Genomic DNA, 18,885 nt, shown 5'->3' on the forward strand with positions numbered 1-18,885 from the left:
CTCCTAAAATGTAACGGCATTTATCAAAGAAACCGTTGCTCAACGGTATTTCCTACTTTTTTAGCGAGTTCATCCGCGTGAAAATTCGTCTTTCTATTGCCAGCCTATTTTTTGCGTTCACAGGCACCTTTGCGCACGCCGCCGAATCCACCCAGGCGCCGCGCGACCCATCCAAACTGCAGATCGCATCCGGCAGCGCCATGCTGGTGGACCTGCAGACCAACAAGGTCATCTACGCCAGCAACCCCGACGTGGTGGTGCCGATTGCGTCGGTGAGCAAGTTGATGACCGGCCTGATCGTGCTTGAAGCCAAGCAGAACATGGATGAGTACATCGACATCAACATCAAAGACACGCCGGAAATGAAAGGCGTGTTCTCCCGCGTAAAAATCGGCAGCGAAATGCCTCGCAAGGAAATGCTGCTGATCGCCCTGATGTCATCGGAAAACCGCGCCGCCGCCAGCCTGGCCCACCACTATCCGGGGGGCTACCCGGCATTTATCGCGGCGATGAACGCCAAGGCCAAGGCGCTGGGCATGACCAACACCCACTATGTTGAACCCACCGGCCTGTCGATACACAACGTGTCCACCGCCCGCGACCTGAGCAAGCTGTTGGCTGCCGCACGGCACTACCCGCTGCTCAGCCAGTTGAGCACCACGAAGGAAAAGACCGTTGCGTTCCGCAAGCCCAACTACACCCTGGGTTTCTCCAACACTGACCACCTGATCAACCGCGCCAACTGGGATATCAAGTTGACCAAGACCGGCTTCACTAACCAGGCCGGCCATTGCCTGGTGCTGGTGACCAGCATGGGTAATCGCCCGGTGTCGCTGGTGATCCTGGATGCGTTCGGCAAGTTCACGCACTTTGCCGATGCGAGCCGTATTCGCAGCTGGGTCGAGACCGGCAAGGGCGGTTCGGTGCCGGACGTGGCATTGCGCTACAAGGCCGACAAAAATCTGAAGAACCGCTCGAATGCGGCGCAAGCCCACCGTTAAAGGGCGCCGCACCACATTTTTATCGGTGTTCTGACAATACTTTAAGCGCCTGGGCCGCCGCCTGCTCCTGCCCGGCTTGGGCCGTCGCATTTGCCGCCTCGCGCCAACGCTGGGCATCCACATTCGCTGGCAACTGGCTCGGACGCTGGGTGAGGATCGCCCAGTGCCCGGCGCTTGCCCACTTCGATTCAAAGTCGCTGAAGCTCATCAATAAACGCCGGTCCATGCCCGAGCGCAGCAGAACCGTGCTTTTCTGCTGATTGAAGCCCACCACGACGACATAGTGCGCATCCGACCACAGCCCGCCGCCCACCCGCGCCATCACCGGATAACCCGCCGCCACTTGCGCCAGCACGGCCGTCAGTTTGGCATCCAGTGGATACACCATCAGCCCATACTCACGCGCCAACACTTGCATGTTGCGCTCCAGGTCCGCTTCGCCGCCCGGCAAACGCAGCGGCTTATCCAGCAAACCCGGTGTCATGACAATGCCTTGTTGCGACAGCATGCTGGCTAACGCCGTAGGACCGCTCTGATAAGCCTCGCTGCGAAAGGTCGGCACACCATTGAGTTCGACGCGCTCCGGCAAGCCCGGCAGTTTCGAAGGATGCCCGGAACAGGCCGCGAGGCCCATGGCGCAGGCCAGCAACAGGGATGATTTAACGTTCGACCGTAACCGCAATTTTTTACTCTCTTGATCAACTGCCGGTAAGGGCCCTGATCATAGGGCGCTCGGCCACGCGGGTATAGCCCAAAGCCAGGGTTTACCGCCTGAGATAGAGCAAACAAGTTGGATGAACACGACCATTGGTCAATAGCAGGCAACCGTCAGGTAGCTAGACTGTCCATTGAGAAGACTGTGTGTGCCCCGTACTGGGCGAAAGGAGGCCTGAATGAGCCTTGCAACGACGATTGTGATGTTGATCTGCGGTTGGCTGGCGGTTGCCGGCGCCATGTTGTGGGGGGTGTTGCGCATTACCCGTCGGCACCATCACCCCCACGTAAAACCTGCCAAGCCCCTAAAGGCAGCGGCACACCACGCCTAGCCAGGCATGCAATTGAAGTCCCGCGTCGCCGCAACTTCCTTGCCGTGGCCATCCTTTAAGGATGCACGCACGGTGGTGCCCAGGCTGGATTCCACCAGCGTGTAGTGCTCACCCGCCTTAAAGGCTTCGTATTCGACCCGGCCTTGGCAATCCCGCTGATTGTCGTCGCCGGGCTCCTCTTCGTACAACGTAACATCCAGGCTGTGAGCCCCCGGTTTTACCTCGAAATAGCGCCCGTCATCCACACGCTTGCCGTCCACGCGCTCAGCCAGCAAGTCATTCGGCGCATCCTCTGTCAGACCAATCCAGGCCTCACTCGGATCCGCTTTAGGGATCGGGCCGGCGCACGCCGACAGCAGCAATACGACACCCAATGCAGGGATCAACAACAGAGGTTTAAGTGACATGGCAGTACTCCAAAAAGACGATATGTCCGATGGGTGACAAGCGTGACCAGCAGCGCTGCCTGGAACAAATGAATCCATATGAAACGATCTTCAGCCCTTACCTAAATGTTCCTTCACCTGGCTGAAAGGCGCGTGTTAGGTGGGTCGGGCAAGACTGCCGGGGTTTGCAATCCTGCTCCCTCGGAGGTTCACGCATGCTCGGGCTGGTAAAGACCGCACTGCAAAAGCCCTACACGTTTATCGTGTTGGCCATATTTATCTGCATCATCGGGCCGATGGCGGCCCTGCGTACTCCCACCGACGTGTTCCCCGATATCGGCATCCCTGTGGTCGCCGTGGTCTGGCAGTACAACGGCCTGTCGCCGGACGCCATGGCGGGCCGCGTGATCTACACCTACGAACGCTCCCTGAGCACCACCGTCAACGACATCGAACATATCGAATCCCAATCCCTGCCAGGGATGGGCATCGTGAAAATCTTCTTCCAACCCGGCGTCGATATCCGCACCGCCAATGCCCAAGTGACCGCCGTGTCACAAACCGTGCTCAAGCAAATGCCGCCGGGCATCACGCCGCCGCTGATCCTCAACTACAGCGCGTCCACGGTGCCGATCCTGCAAATGGCGTTTTCCAGCCCAAGCCTCTCGGAAGCCAAGATCCGCGACCTGGTGCAGAACAACATCCGCCTGCCGTTGAGCGCCCTGCCCGGCCTGGCCATGCCCACACCGATGGGTGGCAAGCAGCGTCAGATCACCCTCGACCTCGACCCGCAAGCGCTGGCTGCCAAAGGCCTGTCGGCCCAGGATGTGGGCAATGCCCTGGCGCTGCAGAATCAGATCATTCCGGTGGGCACTGCCAAGCTCGGCCCCAACGAATACACCATCCTGCTCAACAACAGCCCCAAGGCCATCGATGAGCTTAACGACCTGCCGATCAAGACCGTCGACGGCGCGTTGATCACCATCGGCCAGGTTGCCCACGTGCGTGACGGCTCGCCGCCGCAGACCAACATCGTGCGCGTCGACGGTCATCGCGCAGTGCTGATGCCGGCGTTGAAAAACGGCAGCATTTCCACCCTGTCGATCATAGACGGTATCCGTGGAATGCTGCCGCGCATCAACGAGACCCTACCACCGTCACTGAAGACCTCGTTGCTGGGCGACGCCTCGGTGTTCGTCAAGCAATCGGTGGGCAGCGTGGCCCAGGAAGGCATCATCGCCGCGCTGCTGACCAGCGCGATGATCCTGCTGTTCCTCGGCAGCTGGCGCTCCACGATCATTATTGCGGCGTCGATTCCTCTGGCAGTGCTCTCAGCGATTGCGCTGCTGGCCGTCAGCGGGCAAACCCTCAACGTCATGACCCTCGGCGGGCTGGCGTTGGCGGTGGGGATCCTGGTGGACGACGCCACGGTGACCATCGAAAACATCAACTGGCACCTGGAACAAGGCAAGGCGGTGAAGACCGCGATCCTCGACGGCGCCGCGCAAATTGTCGGCCCGGCGTTCGTCTCGCTGCTGTGCATCTGCATCGTGTTCGTGCCGATGTTCCTGCTGCAAGGCATTGCCGGTTATCTGTTCCGGCCCATGGCGCTGGCGGTGATCTTTGCCATGGCCAGCTCGTTCATTCTTTCGCGCACCCTGGTGCCGACGCTGGCGATGTTCCTGCTCAAGCCGCATACGCCGGAGCAAGGCGCGGGACATCATCCGGAGGATGAATTTATCAACCACCATGAGGGTGAGCAGCACACGAAACCGCGCACTGCCGCGCTGCAAGCCGTGCTGAATTTCCAGCAAGGGTTCGAGCGCCACTTCTCGAATATCCGCGACACCTACCATGGCTTGCTGACATTGGCCCTGGGTCATCGCAAGCGCTTTATCGTGGGTTTTCTGGCCTGTGTGCTCGCCTCATTCCTGCTATTGCCCAGCCTTGGCCAGGACTTCTTCCCGGCCACGGATGCCGGTGCGCTGGCCCTGCATGTGCGCCTGCCGCTGGGCACGCGCATCGAAGAAAGCGCCGCCGCCTTCGACCGCATTGAAGCGCGGATCCGTGAGGTCATCCCTGCCGAAGAACTGGACACCATTGTCGATAACATTGGCATCCCGCTCAGCGGCATCGACATGGCCTACAGCAGCAGCGGCACCATCGGCCCGCAGGATGGCGACATTCAAGTCAGCCTGAAAAAACACCACGCGCCCACCGCCGACTACGTGAAAAAACTGCGTGAAGCGCTGCCGCAAAGTTTCCCCGGCAGCCACTTCGCGTTCCTGCCGGCGGACATCAGCAGCCAGATCCTCAACTTCGGCGCGCCGGCGCCGCTGGACGTGAAAATCTCCGGGCGCAGCGATGAAGAAAACCGCGCCTATGCCGTCGAGCTGGAACGTCGCCTGCAACACGTGCCCGGCATCGCCGACCTGCGCATCCAGCAGTCAACCGGCTACCCGTCGCTGCAGGTGAATGTCGACCGCCTGCGCGCCAACGGCCTGGGCATTACCGAGCGCGACGTGACCAACAGCATGGTCGCCTCTCTCGCCGGCAGCTCGCAAACCGCGCCGACCTTCTGGCTCAACCCGGCCAACGGCGTGTCCTATTCCATCGTCGCCGCCACCCCGCAATACCGCCTCGACAGCCTTCCATCACTGGAAGCGCTGCCCGTCACCGGCGCCAACGGGCAGTCGCAGATCCTCGGCGGTGTGGCAACCATCTCCCGCGTGCAAAGCCCGGCGGTGGTGACCCACTACAACATCGAACCGACCCTGGACCTGTACGCCAACGTGCAAGGCCGCGACCTCGGCGGCGTAGCCCGCGACGTGCAAAAGGTGCTGGATGACACCGCGTCCATGCGCCCAAAAGGCGCGACGATCAGCCTGCACGGCCAGATCGACGCGCTGCATGAAGCCTTCAGCGGCTTGAGCTTCGGCCTGCTCGGCGCGGTGGTGCTGATCTACCTGCTGATCGTGGTCAACTTCCAATCGTGGGCCGACCCGTTTGTGATCATCACTGCGTTGCCAGCGGCGTTAGCGGGGATCGTGTGGATGCTGTTCCTCAGCGGCACCTCGTTGTCGGTGCCCGCCTTGACCGGCGCGATCCTGTGCATGGGCGTAGCCACTGCCAACTCAATCCTGGTGGTTAGCTTCTGCCGTGAGCGCCTGGCCGAACATGGTGATGCGCTCAAGGCCGCGCTGGAGGCCGGTTACACGCGCTTCCGCCCGGTGTGCATGACCGCCCTGGCGATGATCATCGGCATGTTGCCCCTGGCGCTGTCCGAGGAGCAAAACGCGCCGCTGGGCCGTGCGGTGATCGGTGGTTTGATCTTCGCCACCATCGCCACCCTGTTGTTTGTTCCCGTGGTCTTCAGCCTGGTCCACGGGCGTCACCCTAGTCGCGCAGTTGCAGGAGAAACCCCACATGTCGTCTGATCACAAACCCTCGCGCAAGCGCCTGATGTTCATGGGTGTCGGCGGCCTGACCGTGGCTGCCCTGTTGGTCGCCAACGGCTTGCATGCCCGCACGCTGCACGAGCAATCGGTCACCGCCTGGACAGAGACAGCCGCCATCCCGCAAGTGATGGTGTTTCAACCCAAGCAGAATGTGGCCGGCGATACCTTGCGCCTGCCGGCGCACCTTGAGGCGTGGAGCAAGGCGCCGATCCACGCCCGGGTCAGCGGTTATTTGAAGGACTGGACAGTCGACATCGGCCGCCAGGTCAAGGCCGGGCAAGTCCTCGCCGAAATCGACAGCCCCGACCTCGACCAGCAACTGGCGCAAGCCCATGCACGCTTGGTGCAGGAACAGGCCAATGCGCGCCTCGCTGCAACCACCGCAACCCGATGGCAAAACCTGCTGGCGAGCCACTCCGTATCGCGCCAGGAAGCCGATGAAAAAACCTCCAACGCCGCGGCCGCCAAAGCCAATGCCCAGGCTGCTGCTGCCGACTATGCGCGGCTGTCCGCACTGGAAGGCTACAAGACGATTCGCGCGCCGTTCGCCGGCACCATCACGGCGCGCAACACCGACATCGGCCAATTGATCAAGGCCGACACCGACAGCGACCCGGAGTTGTTCAGCATCGCGGATACGCACCAGCTGCGGCTTTATGTACCCGTTCCACAGAACTACGCGGCAGTGATTCACCCCGGCCTGGAAGCCCGGCTCACCGTGCCCGAACACCCTGGCAAGCACTTCAAGGCACGGCTGATCGGCGACTCCACTGCCATCGACCGCCGCTCCGGCACCCTGCTCGCGCAGTTCGTGGTCGACAATCCCGACGACGCGCTACTGCCAGGTGATTACGCCGAAGCCACGCTGCCGATTCCGGCCGACACCCATGGTGTGAGCATCCCGGCCAGCGCGTTGATCTTTCGCGCCCAAGGCACCCAGGTCGCGGTACTGGATGGGCAGAACCATGTGCACCTGCAAGCCATCCATATCGGCCTCGACCTGGGCGAACGCCTGGTAATCGACCAGGGCCTGAAACCTGCCGACCGCGTGGTCGACAACCCGCCCGACGCTCTGCGCGAAGGCGACGCTGTGCAACTGGCCGACGCCGGAGGTGCGCATGCGCGTAAGGCTTAAGGTGCGCATGCGCACAGGGCTTAAACCACTCGCTGCGTTGACGCTGCTGGTATTGCAAGGTTGCTCGATGGCGCCCACCTACAAGGTGCCGTCGATTGACCTGCCGGCCAACTACCGCGAGCAGACCAACAACGGCCCCTGGCACAGCGCGCAGCCGTCCGACCAACTGGCCCCCGAATGGTGGAAGCTCTACAACGATTCGCGCCTGAATGACCTGCAACAGCAATTGCTCAAGGCCAACCCGGACTTGGCTGCAGCGCTGGCGCACTTCGATGCGTCCCAAGCCTATGCCAGTCAGTTACATGCCGGGCTGTTCCCGCAGATTACCGCCAGCGCACAACCGTTGCGCCAGCGCCAATCTGACTCGCGGCCGCTACGGGGGGAGACGCAGCCGTCGGTGTACAACAGCAACACCGCCGGTTTTTCGTTGAGTTACGACCTGGACCTGTGGGGCAAAATTCGCAATCAGGTCGCGGCCGGTGACGCCCAGGCGCAAGCGTCCGGGGATGACCTGGCGGTAGCGCGCCTGAGTTTGCAGCATCAGTTGGCGACCTTGTACGTGCAGCTCAATGGGCTGGATGCGCAGAGCCGGATTCTTACTGGCTCGCTGGAGGATTTCAGCCAGGCACTGCAACTGACCCGCAGCCGTTATGAGGGCCAGATAGCCTCGGAGCTGGACCTGACCCGTGCGCAAAATCAACTGGCGCAGGCCAGGGCGCAATTGGATGAGGTACGCGGGCAACGCAACCTCACCGAGCACGCCATCGGTGAATTGGTGGGTGTGGCAGCCAGCGACTTTACGCTGCCGCCCGGCCAGCAACTGATCGCCCTGCCAGGGGTTCCCTCGCAGCTGCCAAGCCACCTGCTGCAACGTCGCCCGGACATTGCGGCGGCAGAGCGCCGGGTGTTTGCGGCCAACGCGAATATCGGCGTAGCCAAGGCGGCGTGGTATCCGGATTTCAGTTTGACCGGGCTGATCGGCGGGCAAACGCAAGGCGTGGGGAATCTGCTGTCGGCAGGTAATCGGTATTGGGCGCTGGGGCCGTTGGTGAACCTGCCGATCTTTGACGGTGGCCGCCTGAATGCCAATGAACGCCAAGCCAAGGCCGAGTTTGAAGAAGCGTCCGCGCAGTACCGCAGCCAGGTACTGAAGGCCGTGCGCGAGGTGGAAGATAACCTCGCGCAACTGCGGGATTTGCAGCAGGAAGCGCAGGATGAGCAAGCCGCGGCGGACGCGGCGCAACACACGCAATCGCTGGCGATGAACAGCTATCAAGCGGGTGCGGTGAGTTACCTGGATGTGGTGACGGCGCAGACGGCGGCGTTGCAAGCGCAACGGACATTGCAGGCGGTGCAGACGCGGCAGCTGCAGGCCAGTGTAGGACTCCTGACGGCACTCGGCGGCGGCTGGCAACCTGGCGCCTGACATCACCTCCAGGCACAGTTCAAGCTAAATCCAGGAGAGAGCTTGCCCCCGATAGCGGTGGCTCAGTCAACCACCACTGACTGAGCCACCGCACATTTCAGCCCTCTGGCCGACTATTAAGAAAAACACTCACCGCTGTGTAATCACTACCATTGGCATGCCGATACAGGGTACTGCTGTGATAGTCGGATACATCCCCCGACACCGAAACCGTAATCGAACGGCTCTCGACATCAACTTTTACCGCCCCGTCACGCGTAACTAGAAACGGATGGGCATCTTTCAATACAGCCAATATTTCACTATCGGTTCCCAAGGTGCGGTAAACGTAATATCGGTAACTGAACGGAACAGTGGCCCCTCCGCGATCATCCTTGACGCCATAGATCGAAGCGTCATCACTGATCGGTACGCGGAGTACAACCTCCGTCAATTGCGGACGGCCCGGCGAAAGCAGCCAATCACCAGCGATATACACCAAGCAAAGCGCCAGCAAAATCGTTGTAACCCTTGAGTAAAGCGACTTTCTAGTAGTTCCTGAACCTGGCATAGCTGATTCCTTTCTTGATCCAATATTGGTCGACTGGATCGTCACCGAAAGGCGCATCCCCCCACCAACGACCAAACTCGGGTTTATCCGTACCCGCTCTGGTTTGAGCAAGTCCCGCTGCGCGTAAAAGCACTTCCTCGCTGAAACCCGCCGCAATCCCCACCGCAACATAGTGAAAATTTCCAAACGCTTCATATTCTTTGGAAATTTGCTTGTAGTCCCACGGGCCGCGATTGCGGACCTGAGTATAAAACCAAGAGTACATAAACGCTGAACCGGCTTTCAGTACATTCTTTTTATGAAAAGCGGTGGCCATATTTTCGTCAACAGATACACCAGGCGGGGTTATAGGGTTCGCCATTGCATGCTTCCTCTGCATTAGGTTTTTGCGCGGCAGAACCTAACACCAGATAGCCAAGATGATGAGCGAGGAGAAGAACAAAAGAGACTTCGTACAAAGGAGTAAGACATGCCTTACACCACAGCCTCAAAACAAGGTACTTCCACGTCCAATGAGGTTTCGGCAGCGTCAGTTCCGGCCTCATCGGGAGCAAGCCCCCTCCCACACTGGTCCCGCGTCAGACACACAATGTATGAACACCGCTGAGCCAATGTGGGAGGGGGCTTGCCCCCGATGGCGACCTTCCCGACACATCCTGCCAAAAGCCTGCCCATCAACCTCTTGCTCTCCAATCTAGCCTCTCTAAGCACATCTAGAGAGGGCCAGGGAATGGCAGATTTACCCGCTTCACACCGCCTGCGCATCAGCCGCTTCAGCGAACCCAACCGCATCTACCTCATCACCACCAACACCCACGAACGCATACCGATATTCAACAACTTCCATCTCGCTCGCTTAGTGGTCTGGCAATTTCGGCTGGCCCAGTACCAAGGGCTGGCCAATTCCCTGGCATGGGTGATCATGCCGGACCATTTCCATTGGCTGCTTGAACTGAAAAAAGGCTCGCTGGCGGACTTGATGTGCCAGGTGAAGTCAAAAAGCACCAGGACCGTTAATGGTGCAAGCGGACGCAAGGGGCGGCTTTGGCAAGAGAGCTTCCATGACCGGGCGCTACGCAAGGAAGATGACTTGGTGAAAATGGCCCGATATGTGGTGGCTAATCCATTGCGAGCGGGCCTGGTGGAGCGGATTGGCGACTACCCATTGTGGGATGCCATCTGGGTCTAACGTCTGGCAACACTAGCTGAAACAACACCGTTCAAATGTGGGAGGGGGCTTGCTCCCGATTGCGGTAGGTCAGTCAGATTATCTGTAACTGATACACCGCAATCGGGAGCAAGCCCCCTCCCACATTTTTTACCGGCATTTCAGGCGGCGAGTTTGCCGCTGGCGATGGCTGCCGATGCAGCCACCATGGCGCGCAGCAATACCGCACACCCCGCCGCCAGATCATCCGGGGCGGCATTCTCGATCTCGTTATGGCTGATCCCCCCCTCACACGGCACAAAGATCATCCCCGCCGGCCCCAACTCGGCGACGAAGATCGCGTCGTGACCTGCCCCGCTGACGATGTCCATGTTCGACAAGCCCAGCCCATTCGCCGCATCGCGCACGGCGTCAACGCAGCCTTTGTCGAAGTACAGCGGCGGGAAGTCGGCCGTGGGTTCCATTTCAAAACTCAAGCCATGCTTGGCGCAGGTGTCATCAATGACCTTGCGCACCTCGGCAATCATCGAATCCAAGCGCGCCGGTTCCAAGTGACGGAAGTCCAGGGTCATGCGCACTTCGCCAGGAATGACGTTGCGTGAGCCGGGATACGCCTGCAGGCAACCCACGGTCCCGCAAGCATGGGGCTGATGCCCCAACGCCGCCGCATTCACCGCCGCCACCACTGCCGCCGCGCCTACCAGGGCGTCCTTGCGCAGGTGCATCGGTGTCGGCCCCGCATGCGCTTCAACGCCGCGCAGCTTCAGGTCGAACCACTTTTGTCCGAGGGCGCCGAGTACCACACCGATGGTCTTTTTCTCATCCTCCAGAATCGGCCCTTGTTCGATATGCGCTTCGAAATACGCACCGACCTTGTGCCCACTCTCAGGACGGGTTCCCGCGTACCCAATCGCATTCAACGCATCACCCACGCTCACGCCATCCGCATCGACTTTGGCCAGCGTCTCCGCCAGGGTGAATTTTTCGGCAAACACTCCGGAGCCCATCATGCAGGGCGGAAAGCGCGAGCCTTCTTCGTTGGTCCACACCACCACTTCCAGCGGCGCTTCCGTTTCGATATTCAGATCGTTCAGGGTGCGCAGCACTTCCACCCCGGCTAATACACCAAAGCAGCCATCAAACTTGCCGCCCGTGGGCTGAGTGTCGATATGGCTGCCGGTCATCACGGGCGGCAGGTTGGGATTACGACCGGGACGGCGCGCGAAAATGTTGCCAATGCCGTCAACGGTCACGGTGCAACCGGCGTCTTCGCACCACTGCACAAACAGGTCGCGGGCCTTGCGGTCGAGGTCGGTGAGGGCCAGGCGGCACACGCCGCCCTTGGGGGTGGCACCGAGTTTGGCCAGGTCCATCAGCGACTGCCACAAGCGGTCGCGGTTGATGTGCTGGTGGGTCGATTGCAGAACGTCAAGGGCAGCGTTCATGGGGATCTCCTCAGGCTTGTATTTCTTATGAATTGACAACGACCGGGCTGATTCCGCGCCTGGCATTCAGGCCGTAATACAACAACCCGCCCAACGCCGAACCGGTAAACCAGCCGTAGCTGTAGAACCAGCTGAACGCATCACTGCCCAACGACAGCAACGTCAACACCACCGGCACGCCAAAGGCGATAAAGCCGCTCCAGTTCCACGCCGGGTATACGTCGTCGCGGTACAAGCCGGCCAGGTCCAGTTGCTGTTTGCGGGTGATGAAGTAGTCCACCACCATGATCCCGGCGATCGGGCCCAGCAAACTTGAGTAACCCAGCAACCAGTTGGAATACACGGTTTCCAGACTCACATCCGAGACGATCAGGCCGAGTTTTTTCAGCAGTTCATGGCCCATCAATACCAGCCCGACCAGGCCGGTGAGGATCACCGCCGTGGTGCGGTTGATCAGCTTGGGCGCGATGTTCTGGAAGTCGTTGGTGGGCGAGACGATGTTCGCGGCAGTGTTGGTGGACAAGGTCGCGACGATGATCAGCGCCATGGCCACGGCCACCCACACCGGGCTCTGGATATGACCGATCAGGGTCACCGGATCGGACACGCTGACGCCTACCAGCTTCACTGACGCCGCGGTCATGATCACGCCGAGGGCGGCGAACAGAAACATGGTCAGCGGCAGGCCGAAAATCTGCCCGAGGATCTGATCCTTCTGGCTTTTGGCGTAGCGGCTGAAATCGGGAATATTCAGCGACAAGGTGGCCCAGAAGCCCACCATCGCGGTAAGGCCGGCCATGAAATAACCGGTGAGGCTCGCCCCTTCAGGGCGCTTGGGAGGAATAGCCATCAACTCGCTGATAGATACATTCGGCATCGCCCACACCAGCAGGCCAATGCCCACAGCTACCAGCAACGGCGCCGACAGGGTTTCCAGACGCTTGATCGACTCAGCGCCACGCAATACGACCCACAAATTCAGGCACCAGAAAATCATGAAGCCGATCACTTCACCGGTGCCGCCTAGGGACTTCCACCCCTCGAAAATCGACCCCAGGAACAGGTGAATCGCCAGTCCGCCAAACATCGTCTGGATACCAAACCAGCCGCACGCCACCAGCGCGCGGATGAGGCACGGCACGTTGGAACCGAGGATCCCGAAGGACGAACGCAGCAACACCGGAAACGGAATGCCGTACTTGGTGCCGGGGAAGGCGTTGAGGGTCAGCGGAATCAGCACCACGATATTGGCGAGCAAAATCGCCATCAGCGCCTCGCCCACCGACAACCCGAAGTAAGCGGTCAGTACCCCACCCAGCGTGTAGGTGGGCACGCAGATCGACATGCCGACCCACAGCGCGGTGATGTGCCATTTGTTCCAGGTTCGTTCATGCACCTTGGTCGGTGCCATGTCGTGGTTATAGCGAGGGCTGTCGAGGACGTCGGGGCCGGCGTCGAGTTCGTACAGGCCGTTGCGTTCTATGACTTGCGATCTGTTCTGTTGCATGGCCGCTCCACGGTTTTTTCGAATTATTTTTGCTCACCTGCGTGGTGAGTGCAGGTGGCCGGAGTACCTCGTAAACAACATGACATCACGGGCCCGGCCAGCCGTTTCTGCACTCAATAACCGTGCCGAAAACCGCCACCACACCCTTACCGCTCATATAACTGACTGAAGTTAATCAGCTTTCCGATTGAACCTGCGGTACTTGCCACGCGACTCAGGCCGAATAACGTGGAAGTTGCCCGAACTGTCGGGACTCAATCTGGTGCAACACAATTATTTTTATTTCCCAGCCCCGTCAAGAGGCATATCTCAACCGTCTGATTTGCAATAAGAAATGTTGCTCATATTGAGATCCTGTCAAGTGCGTCAAAATGGTGAGAGGCCGCTACATTTTGGTGATTTTAATTTTTAATACTTATAAATCAGATACTTAATATGGATATAAGCTTATTAAAAATCTTCTTGCTCAATCGAAAAACTCGGGCTAGCTTCTATTCCTGTCACCGATGACAGGAATTAACCGACCATCGGCAGCAGTATTACAACACTTAGAACTGGCACAAGCCGGTCAAGCCTGTGAGGAACTCGACATGTCGCTGTTGATCCGTGGCGCTACCGTTATTACCCATGATGAAAGTTACCGCGCCGATGTGTTATGCGCAGGCGGTCTAATTCGCGCCATTGGCACGGATCTGGATATTCCCGCCGGCACTGAAATACTCGATGGCAGCGGCCAATACTTGATGCCCGGCGGCATCGACCCCCATACCCACATGCAACTGCCTTTCATGGGCACCGTGGCTAGTGAAGACTTTTTCAGTGGTACAGCAGCGGGCTTGGCCGGAGGCACCACCTCCATCATCGATTTTGTGATCCCCAACCCGCAGCAGTCCTTGATGGAAGCGTTTCACCAATGGCGCGGCTGGGCCGAAAAATCGGCATCCGACTACGGCTTCCACGTGGCAATCACCTGGTGGAGCGAACAGGTGCGCGAGGAAATGGCCGAGCTGGTCAGCCATCACGGCATCAACAGCTTCAAGCACTTCATGGCCTACAAGAACGCAATCATGGCGGCCGACGACACCCTGGTCGCCAGCTTCGAGCGCTGCCTGGAACTCGGCGCCGTGCCCACCGTGCATGCCGAAAATGGCGAGTTGGTGTATCACCTGCAACGCAAGTTGATGGCCCAGGGCATCACCGGGCCGGAGGCGCACCCGCTGTCGCGCCCGTCCCAGGTAGAAGGTGAAGCGGCCAGCCGTGCGATCCGTATCGCCGAGACGATCGGCACGCCGCTGTACCTGGTGCACGTGTCCACCAAAGAAGCGCTGGATGAAATCACCTATGCCCGTGGCAAGGGCCAGGCGGTGTACGGCGAAGTGCTCGCCGGCCACTTGCTGCTGGACGACAGCGTCTACCAACACCCCGACTGGCAAACCGCCGCCGGCTATGTGATGAGTCCACCGTTCCGCCCGCGCGGGCACCAGGAAGCGCTGTGGCATGGCTTGCAATCGGGCAACCTGCACACCACCGCCACCGACCACTGCTGCTTCTGCGCCGAGCAAAAAGCTGCCGGGCGTGACGATTTCAGCAAGATCCCCAACGGCACCGCCGGTATCGAAGACCGCATGGCGCTGCTGTGGCACGAAGGCGTCAATACCGGGCGCCTGTCGATGCAGGAGTTTGTCGCGTTGACCTCCACCAACACCGCGAAGATCTTCAACCTGTACCCACGCAAAGGCGCGATCCGCGTGGGTGCGGATGCCGACCTGGTGCTGTGGGACCCCGAAGGCACGCGGACCATTTCCGCCAAGACGCACCATCAAAAGGTCGACTTCAACATCTTCGAAGGCAAGACCGTGCGCGGCGTGCCGAGCCACACCATCAGCCAGGGCAAACTGGTCTGGGCCGATGGCGACCTGCGCGCCGAACGCGGGGCCGGGCGGTATGTGGAACGGCCGGCGTATCCGTCGGTGTTTGAGCAGTTGAGCAAGCGGGCGGAGCATTCCAGGCCGGTTGTTGTGAAGCGCTGAGACCGCCATCGGGGGCAAGCCCCCTCCCACGCTTGACCGCATTCATTCAGATACAACTCGGTCGAATGTGGGAGGGGGCTTGCCCCCGATGAGGCCCAAACAGACAACACAAAAAACCAATGCCCATCAGAGGCAGCACCTCAATAACCGTGAGGCCAACACCGTGATCCAGACCCTGACCCACCTCCCCCATCCCCATGAAGACGGGGCCACCCTCGCCAGCCATTTCACCGACCTGGCGCCGCCCCTCAACGCCCGCCAGGCCCAACTGGAAGCCTCGCGCTGCCTGTATTGCTACGACGCCCCGTGCGTGAACGCGTGCCCCAGCGAAATCGACATCCCCTCGTTCATCCGCAATATCCACACTGACAACGTCCAAGGCGCCGCGCAGAAAATCCTCTCGGCCAATATCCTCGGCGGTAGCTGCGCCCGGGTCTGCCCCACCGAAATTCTCTGCCAACAAGCCTGCGTGCGTAACAACAGCGAAGAATGCGCGCCCGTGCTGATCGGCCTGTTGCAACGCTACGCCATCGACAATGCGCACTTCAGCGAACACCCCTTCCAGCGCGCCGCTTCCACCGGCAAGCGCATCGCCGTGGTGGGCGCCGGGCCAGCCGGTCTGGCCTGTGCCCATCGCGCAGCCCTGCATGGCCACGACGTGGTGATCTTCGAAGCGCGGGAAAAAGCCGGCGGCCTGAATGAATACGGGATCGCCAAATACAAACTGGTGGACGACTTTGCCCAAAAGGAGTTGGATTTTCTCCTGCAAATCGGCGGCATCGAAATCCGCCACGGCCAGCGCCTGGGTGACAACCTGACCTTGAGCGAACTGCATCAGCAATTCGATTCGGTATTCCTCGGCCTGGGTCTCGCCGCCAGCAAACAACTGGGGCTGCCCCACGAAGACGCCCCCGGCCTGCTCGCCGCCACCGATTACATCCGCGAGCTGCGCCAGGCCGATGACCTGACTCAACTGCCCCTGGCCGACCGCTGCATCGTGCTCGGCGCCGGCAACACCGCCATCGACATGGCCGTGCAAATGGCCCGCCTCGGCGCCCGCGATGTGAACCTCGTCTACCGCCGTGGCCTTGCCGATATGGGCGCCACTCACCATGAACAAGACATCGCCAAGGCTAATCAGGTGCGCCTATTAACCTGGGCACAGCCCGAAGAAGTGCTGCTGGATGACAAGGGCCACGTACGCGGCATGCGCTTCGCCCGCACCCGCGTGGAAAACGGCCGCCTGCTCCCCACCGGGGAAACCTTCGAACTGGCTGCCGATGCAATCTTCAAGGCCATTGGTCAAGGCTTCGACAACGACGCATTGCACGATCCCCTGGCGCAACAGCTGCACCGCGTGGGCGAGCGCATCTTCGTCGACGAACAGCTACGCACCAGCATCCCTGGGGTCTACGCCGGCGGCGACTGCGTCAGCCTCGGCCAGGACCTCACCGTACAGGCAGTGCAACACGGCAAGCTGGCCGCCGAAGCCATGCACGCCCAACTCATGCTCAATGTGGAGGCTGCGTAATGGCCGATCTCTCGATTGTCTTCGCCGGTATCAAAGCCCCCAACCCGTTCTGGCTGGCCTCCGCGCCGCCCACCGATAAGGCCTACAACGTGGTGCGTGCGTTTGAAGCAGGTTGGGGCGGCGTGGTGTGGAAGACCCTGGGTGAGGACCCCGCAGCGGTCAACGTGTCGTCACGTTACTCGGCGCACTTCGGCGCCAACCGTGAAGTGTTGGGCATCAACAACATCGAGCTGATCACCGACCGTTCCCTGGAGATCAACCTGCGGGAAATCACCCAGGTGAAAAAGGATTGGCCCGACCGCGCGCTGATCGTGTCGCTGATGGTGCCGTGTGTTGAAGAGTCCTGGAAAAACATTCTGCCCCTGGTGGAAGCCACCGGTTGCGACGGTATCGAGCTGAACTTCGGCTGCCCCCACGGCATGCCCGAGCGCGGTATGGGCGCGGCGGTGGGCCAGGTGCCGGAGTATGTGGAACAGGTGACGCGCTGGTGCAAGACCTATTGCTCGCTGCCGGTGATCGTCAAGCTCACGCCGAACATCACCGACATCCGTGTGGCGGCGCGGGCGGCCTATCGCGGCGGTGCGGATGCGGTGTCGCTGATCAACACCATCAATTCCATCACCAGCGTGGACCTGGATCGCATGGTCGCCCTCCCCATCGTCGGTACGCAAAGCACCCACGGAGGTTATTGCGGGTCGGCGGTCAAGCCGATTGCCTTGAACATGGTCGCGGAAATCGCCCGCGACCCGCAGACAAAAGGCCTGCCGATCTGCGGCATTGGCGGCATCGGCAACTGGCGCGACGCCGCTGAATTTGTCGCCCTCGGTTGCGGCGCGGTGCAAGTGTGCACGGCGGCGATGCTGCATGGTTTTCGCATCGTGGAGGAGATGAAGGACGGGCTGTCGCGGTGGATGGACAGCCAGGGTTACGCGAGCTTGCAAGAGTTTTCCGGGCGGGCTGTGGGCAATACAACGGACTGGAAGTACCTGGACATCAACTACCAGGTGATCGCCAAGATCGACCAAGAGGCGTGCATTGGCTGTGGGCGTTGCCATATTGCCTGTGAGGATACCTCTCACCAGGCCATCGCCAGCTTGAAGCAGGCGGACGGCACGCATAAGTACGAGGTGATCGATGATGAGTGCGTGGGCTGCAACCTGTGCCAGATCACCTGCCCAGTGGCGGATTGTATCGAGATGGTGCCTATCGACACGGGCAAGCCGTTTTTGAATTGGACGCAGGATCCGAGGAATCCCTACCGGGAGGCGGTGTAGGCCTGTAGGCCTGTAGGCCTGTAGGCCTGTAGGCCGCTATCGGGGGCAAGCCCCCTCCCACAATGGTCTGCATTCTTTCAGACAAAATGCAGTAAAGCCCCCTCCCACAGTTGTCTGCATTCTTTCAGACAAAATGCAGTAAAGGTGGGAGGGGCGGTGCGACGATTCGACTTGCTCCCGATGAGGCCCTCAGCCCCCCATCCCACTCAAGGCTCCAACCCAATCCCGCGCAAAATCACACCTGTCACCGTCTGGATCGCCTTCTCGAACTGCATATCCGACAACGGCTGGTGATCATTCAAAATCTTCACTTGATGGTCAAAGTCGGCATAGTGCTGGGTCGATGCCCAGATCATATACAGCAGGCTCGACGGCTCCACCGGCAGGATGCGTTTGTCTTCCACCCACTGGCGAATTTTCGCTTCCTTCATCTTGGCCCAGTCGTACAGGCTCTCGTCCAGCGCCTCACCGAGTGTTGGCGCGCCGTGGATGATTTCGTTGGCCCAGACCTTCGAACCATAGGGCCGCGTGCGTGAGCGCTGCATCTTGGCGCGGATGTAACTGCTGAGGACCACCCGCGGGTCATCGAAGGTTTCGAAGCTCAGGGCGTCCTGTTTCCACACCTCCAGCAGGTCGAACAGCACGGCGCTGTACAGTTCGCTTTTGGTGGTGAAGTAGTAATGCAGGTTGGAGCGCGGCAATTGCGCTTCTTCAGCAATGTCGGCCATGGCGGTGCTGCCGTAGCCTTTCTCGGCGAAGATTTTCTCCGCCGCCAGCAGGATTTTTTCGACGTTGATCCGACGAATTCCGATCTTGTGATTGCCCATAAGGGCTCCCTGACAAAGACATACGCCAAAGACTACCACCCGCTCTAGATCGGGGCGACAGGCGCAGTCGAAACTTCGTACACTGCCCGCTCCTAACCATT

The 18,885-nt window shown here is 60.2% G+C and carries 16 protein-coding genes; 9 read left to right on the forward strand and 7 right to left on the reverse strand.

Annotated elements, in window-relative coordinates; translation table 11 throughout:
• Positions 1 to 77 precede the first annotated feature (77 nt).
• A complete protein-coding gene (gene pbpG / locus LRO94_RS17960) occupies positions 78 to 1,001 on the forward strand; it encodes a D-alanyl-D-alanine endopeptidase (protein WP_032890050.1) in 924 nt (307 codons plus the stop codon).
• Positions 1,002 to 1,020: 19 nt separating this feature from the next.
• Here pbpG and LRO94_RS17965 read toward each other — a convergent pair whose 3' ends face one another.
• A complete protein-coding gene (locus LRO94_RS17965) occupies positions 1,021 to 1,683 on the reverse strand; it encodes a C39 family peptidase (RefSeq protein ID WP_081797819.1) in 663 nt (220 codons plus the stop codon).
• A gap of 211 nt (positions 1,684 to 1,894) precedes the next feature.
• Between LRO94_RS17965 and LRO94_RS17970 the strand changes: the two genes are divergently transcribed.
• A complete protein-coding gene (locus LRO94_RS17970; protein WP_163034900.1) occupies positions 1,895 to 2,047 on the forward strand; it encodes a hypothetical protein in 153 nt (50 codons plus the stop codon).
• Here LRO94_RS17970 and LRO94_RS17975 read toward each other — a convergent pair.
• On the reverse strand, positions 2,044 to 2,454 hold the full coding sequence (locus tag LRO94_RS17975) for a PA0061/PA0062 family lipoprotein (protein ID WP_095184380.1): 411 nt from the start codon (positions 2,452 to 2,454) through the stop codon (positions 2,044 to 2,046). The genes LRO94_RS17970 and LRO94_RS17975 overlap by 4 nt on opposite strands.
• A gap of 194 nt (positions 2,455 to 2,648) precedes the next feature.
• Between LRO94_RS17975 and LRO94_RS17980 the strand changes: the two genes are divergently transcribed.
• The 3 genes from LRO94_RS17980 to LRO94_RS17990 are packed head-to-tail and all read left to right on the forward strand — an operon-like array spanning position 2,649 to position 8,452.
• Positions 2,649 to 5,870 (forward strand): efflux RND transporter permease subunit, encoded by a 3,222-nt coding sequence (locus LRO94_RS17980; protein WP_032889917.1) that lies wholly within the window; start codon positions 2,649 to 2,651, stop codon positions 5,868 to 5,870.
• Entirely contained in the window at positions 5,860 to 7,026 is a 1,167-nt protein-coding gene (locus LRO94_RS17985) for an efflux RND transporter periplasmic adaptor subunit (RefSeq protein ID WP_179178756.1), read from the forward strand. The genes LRO94_RS17980 and LRO94_RS17985 overlap by 11 nt, the downstream gene beginning before the upstream one ends.
• A 7-nt stretch (positions 7,027 to 7,033) precedes the next feature.
• Positions 7,034 to 8,452 (forward strand): efflux transporter outer membrane subunit, encoded by a 1,419-nt coding sequence (locus LRO94_RS17990; RefSeq protein WP_179180058.1) that lies wholly within the window; start codon positions 7,034 to 7,036, stop codon positions 8,450 to 8,452.
• A gap of 97 nt (positions 8,453 to 8,549) precedes the next feature.
• On the opposite strand, the gene LRO94_RS17995 is transcribed toward LRO94_RS17990, so the two are convergent.
• Both LRO94_RS17995 and LRO94_RS18000 read right to left on the reverse strand, forming a co-directional pair.
• Positions 8,550 to 9,002 (reverse strand): hypothetical protein, encoded by a 453-nt coding sequence (locus LRO94_RS17995; RefSeq protein ID WP_081797821.1) that lies wholly within the window; start codon positions 9,000 to 9,002, stop codon positions 8,550 to 8,552.
• Entirely contained in the window at positions 8,980 to 9,363 is a 384-nt protein-coding gene (locus LRO94_RS18000) for a polymorphic toxin type 44 domain-containing protein (RefSeq protein ID WP_233896850.1), read from the reverse strand. Before LRO94_RS18000 ends, LRO94_RS17995 begins: the two co-directional genes overlap by 23 nt.
• Before the next feature lie 369 nt (positions 9,364 to 9,732).
• Here LRO94_RS18000 and LRO94_RS18005 point away from each other — a divergent pair, with 369 nt between their 5' ends.
• Positions 9,733 to 10,191, forward strand: a complete 459-nt coding sequence (locus tag LRO94_RS18005; protein WP_179178755.1) for an REP-associated tyrosine transposase — start codon at positions 9,733 to 9,735, stop codon at positions 10,189 to 10,191.
• A gap of 140 nt (positions 10,192 to 10,331) precedes the next feature.
• On the opposite strand, the gene LRO94_RS18010 is transcribed toward LRO94_RS18005, so the two are convergent.
• Together LRO94_RS18010 and LRO94_RS18015 are read right to left on the reverse strand one after the other, a co-directional pair.
• Positions 10,332 to 11,615: a Zn-dependent hydrolase gene (locus tag LRO94_RS18010; RefSeq protein ID WP_095184375.1), complete on the reverse strand. Its 1,284-nt coding sequence runs from the start codon at positions 11,613 to 11,615 to the stop codon at positions 10,332 to 10,334.
• A gap of 25 nt (positions 11,616 to 11,640) precedes the next feature.
• Positions 11,641 to 13,122, reverse strand: a complete 1,482-nt coding sequence (locus LRO94_RS18015) for an NCS1 family nucleobase:cation symporter-1 (RefSeq protein ID WP_032889926.1) — start codon at positions 13,120 to 13,122, stop codon at positions 11,641 to 11,643.
• A gap of 590 nt (positions 13,123 to 13,712) precedes the next feature.
• On the opposite strand from LRO94_RS18015, the gene hydA reads away from it, so the two are divergent.
• The 3 genes from hydA (at position 13,713) to preA (ending at position 17,957) form a co-directional block, all read left to right on the forward strand.
• Positions 13,713 to 15,152: a dihydropyrimidinase gene (gene hydA, locus LRO94_RS18020; protein WP_179178754.1), complete on the forward strand. Its 1,440-nt coding sequence runs from the start codon at positions 13,713 to 13,715 to the stop codon at positions 15,150 to 15,152.
• Positions 15,153 to 15,315: 163 nt separating this feature from the next.
• Positions 15,316 to 16,683 carry an NAD(P)-dependent oxidoreductase gene (locus LRO94_RS18025; protein WP_179180056.1) on the forward strand — a complete coding sequence of 456 codons (1,368 nt, stop codon included), beginning with the start codon at positions 15,316 to 15,318 and terminating at the stop codon, positions 16,681 to 16,683.
• Positions 16,683 to 17,957, forward strand: a complete 1,275-nt coding sequence (preA, locus tag LRO94_RS18030; RefSeq protein ID WP_032889931.1) for an NAD-dependent dihydropyrimidine dehydrogenase subunit PreA — start codon at positions 16,683 to 16,685, stop codon at positions 17,955 to 17,957. The genes LRO94_RS18025 and preA overlap by 1 nt, the downstream gene beginning before the upstream one ends.
• Positions 17,958 to 18,163: 206 nt before the next feature.
• Here the strand turns inward: preA and LRO94_RS18035 are convergent, their stop codons facing one another.
• Entirely contained in the window at positions 18,164 to 18,784 is a 621-nt protein-coding gene (locus LRO94_RS18035; protein WP_032889933.1) for a TetR/AcrR family transcriptional regulator, read from the reverse strand.
• Positions 18,785 to 18,885 lie beyond the last annotated feature (101 nt).

This window comes from Pseudomonas sivasensis (assembly GCF_021391435.1).
Lineage (GTDB): Bacteria > Pseudomonadota > Gammaproteobacteria > Pseudomonadales > Pseudomonadaceae > Aquipseudomonas > Aquipseudomonas sivasensis.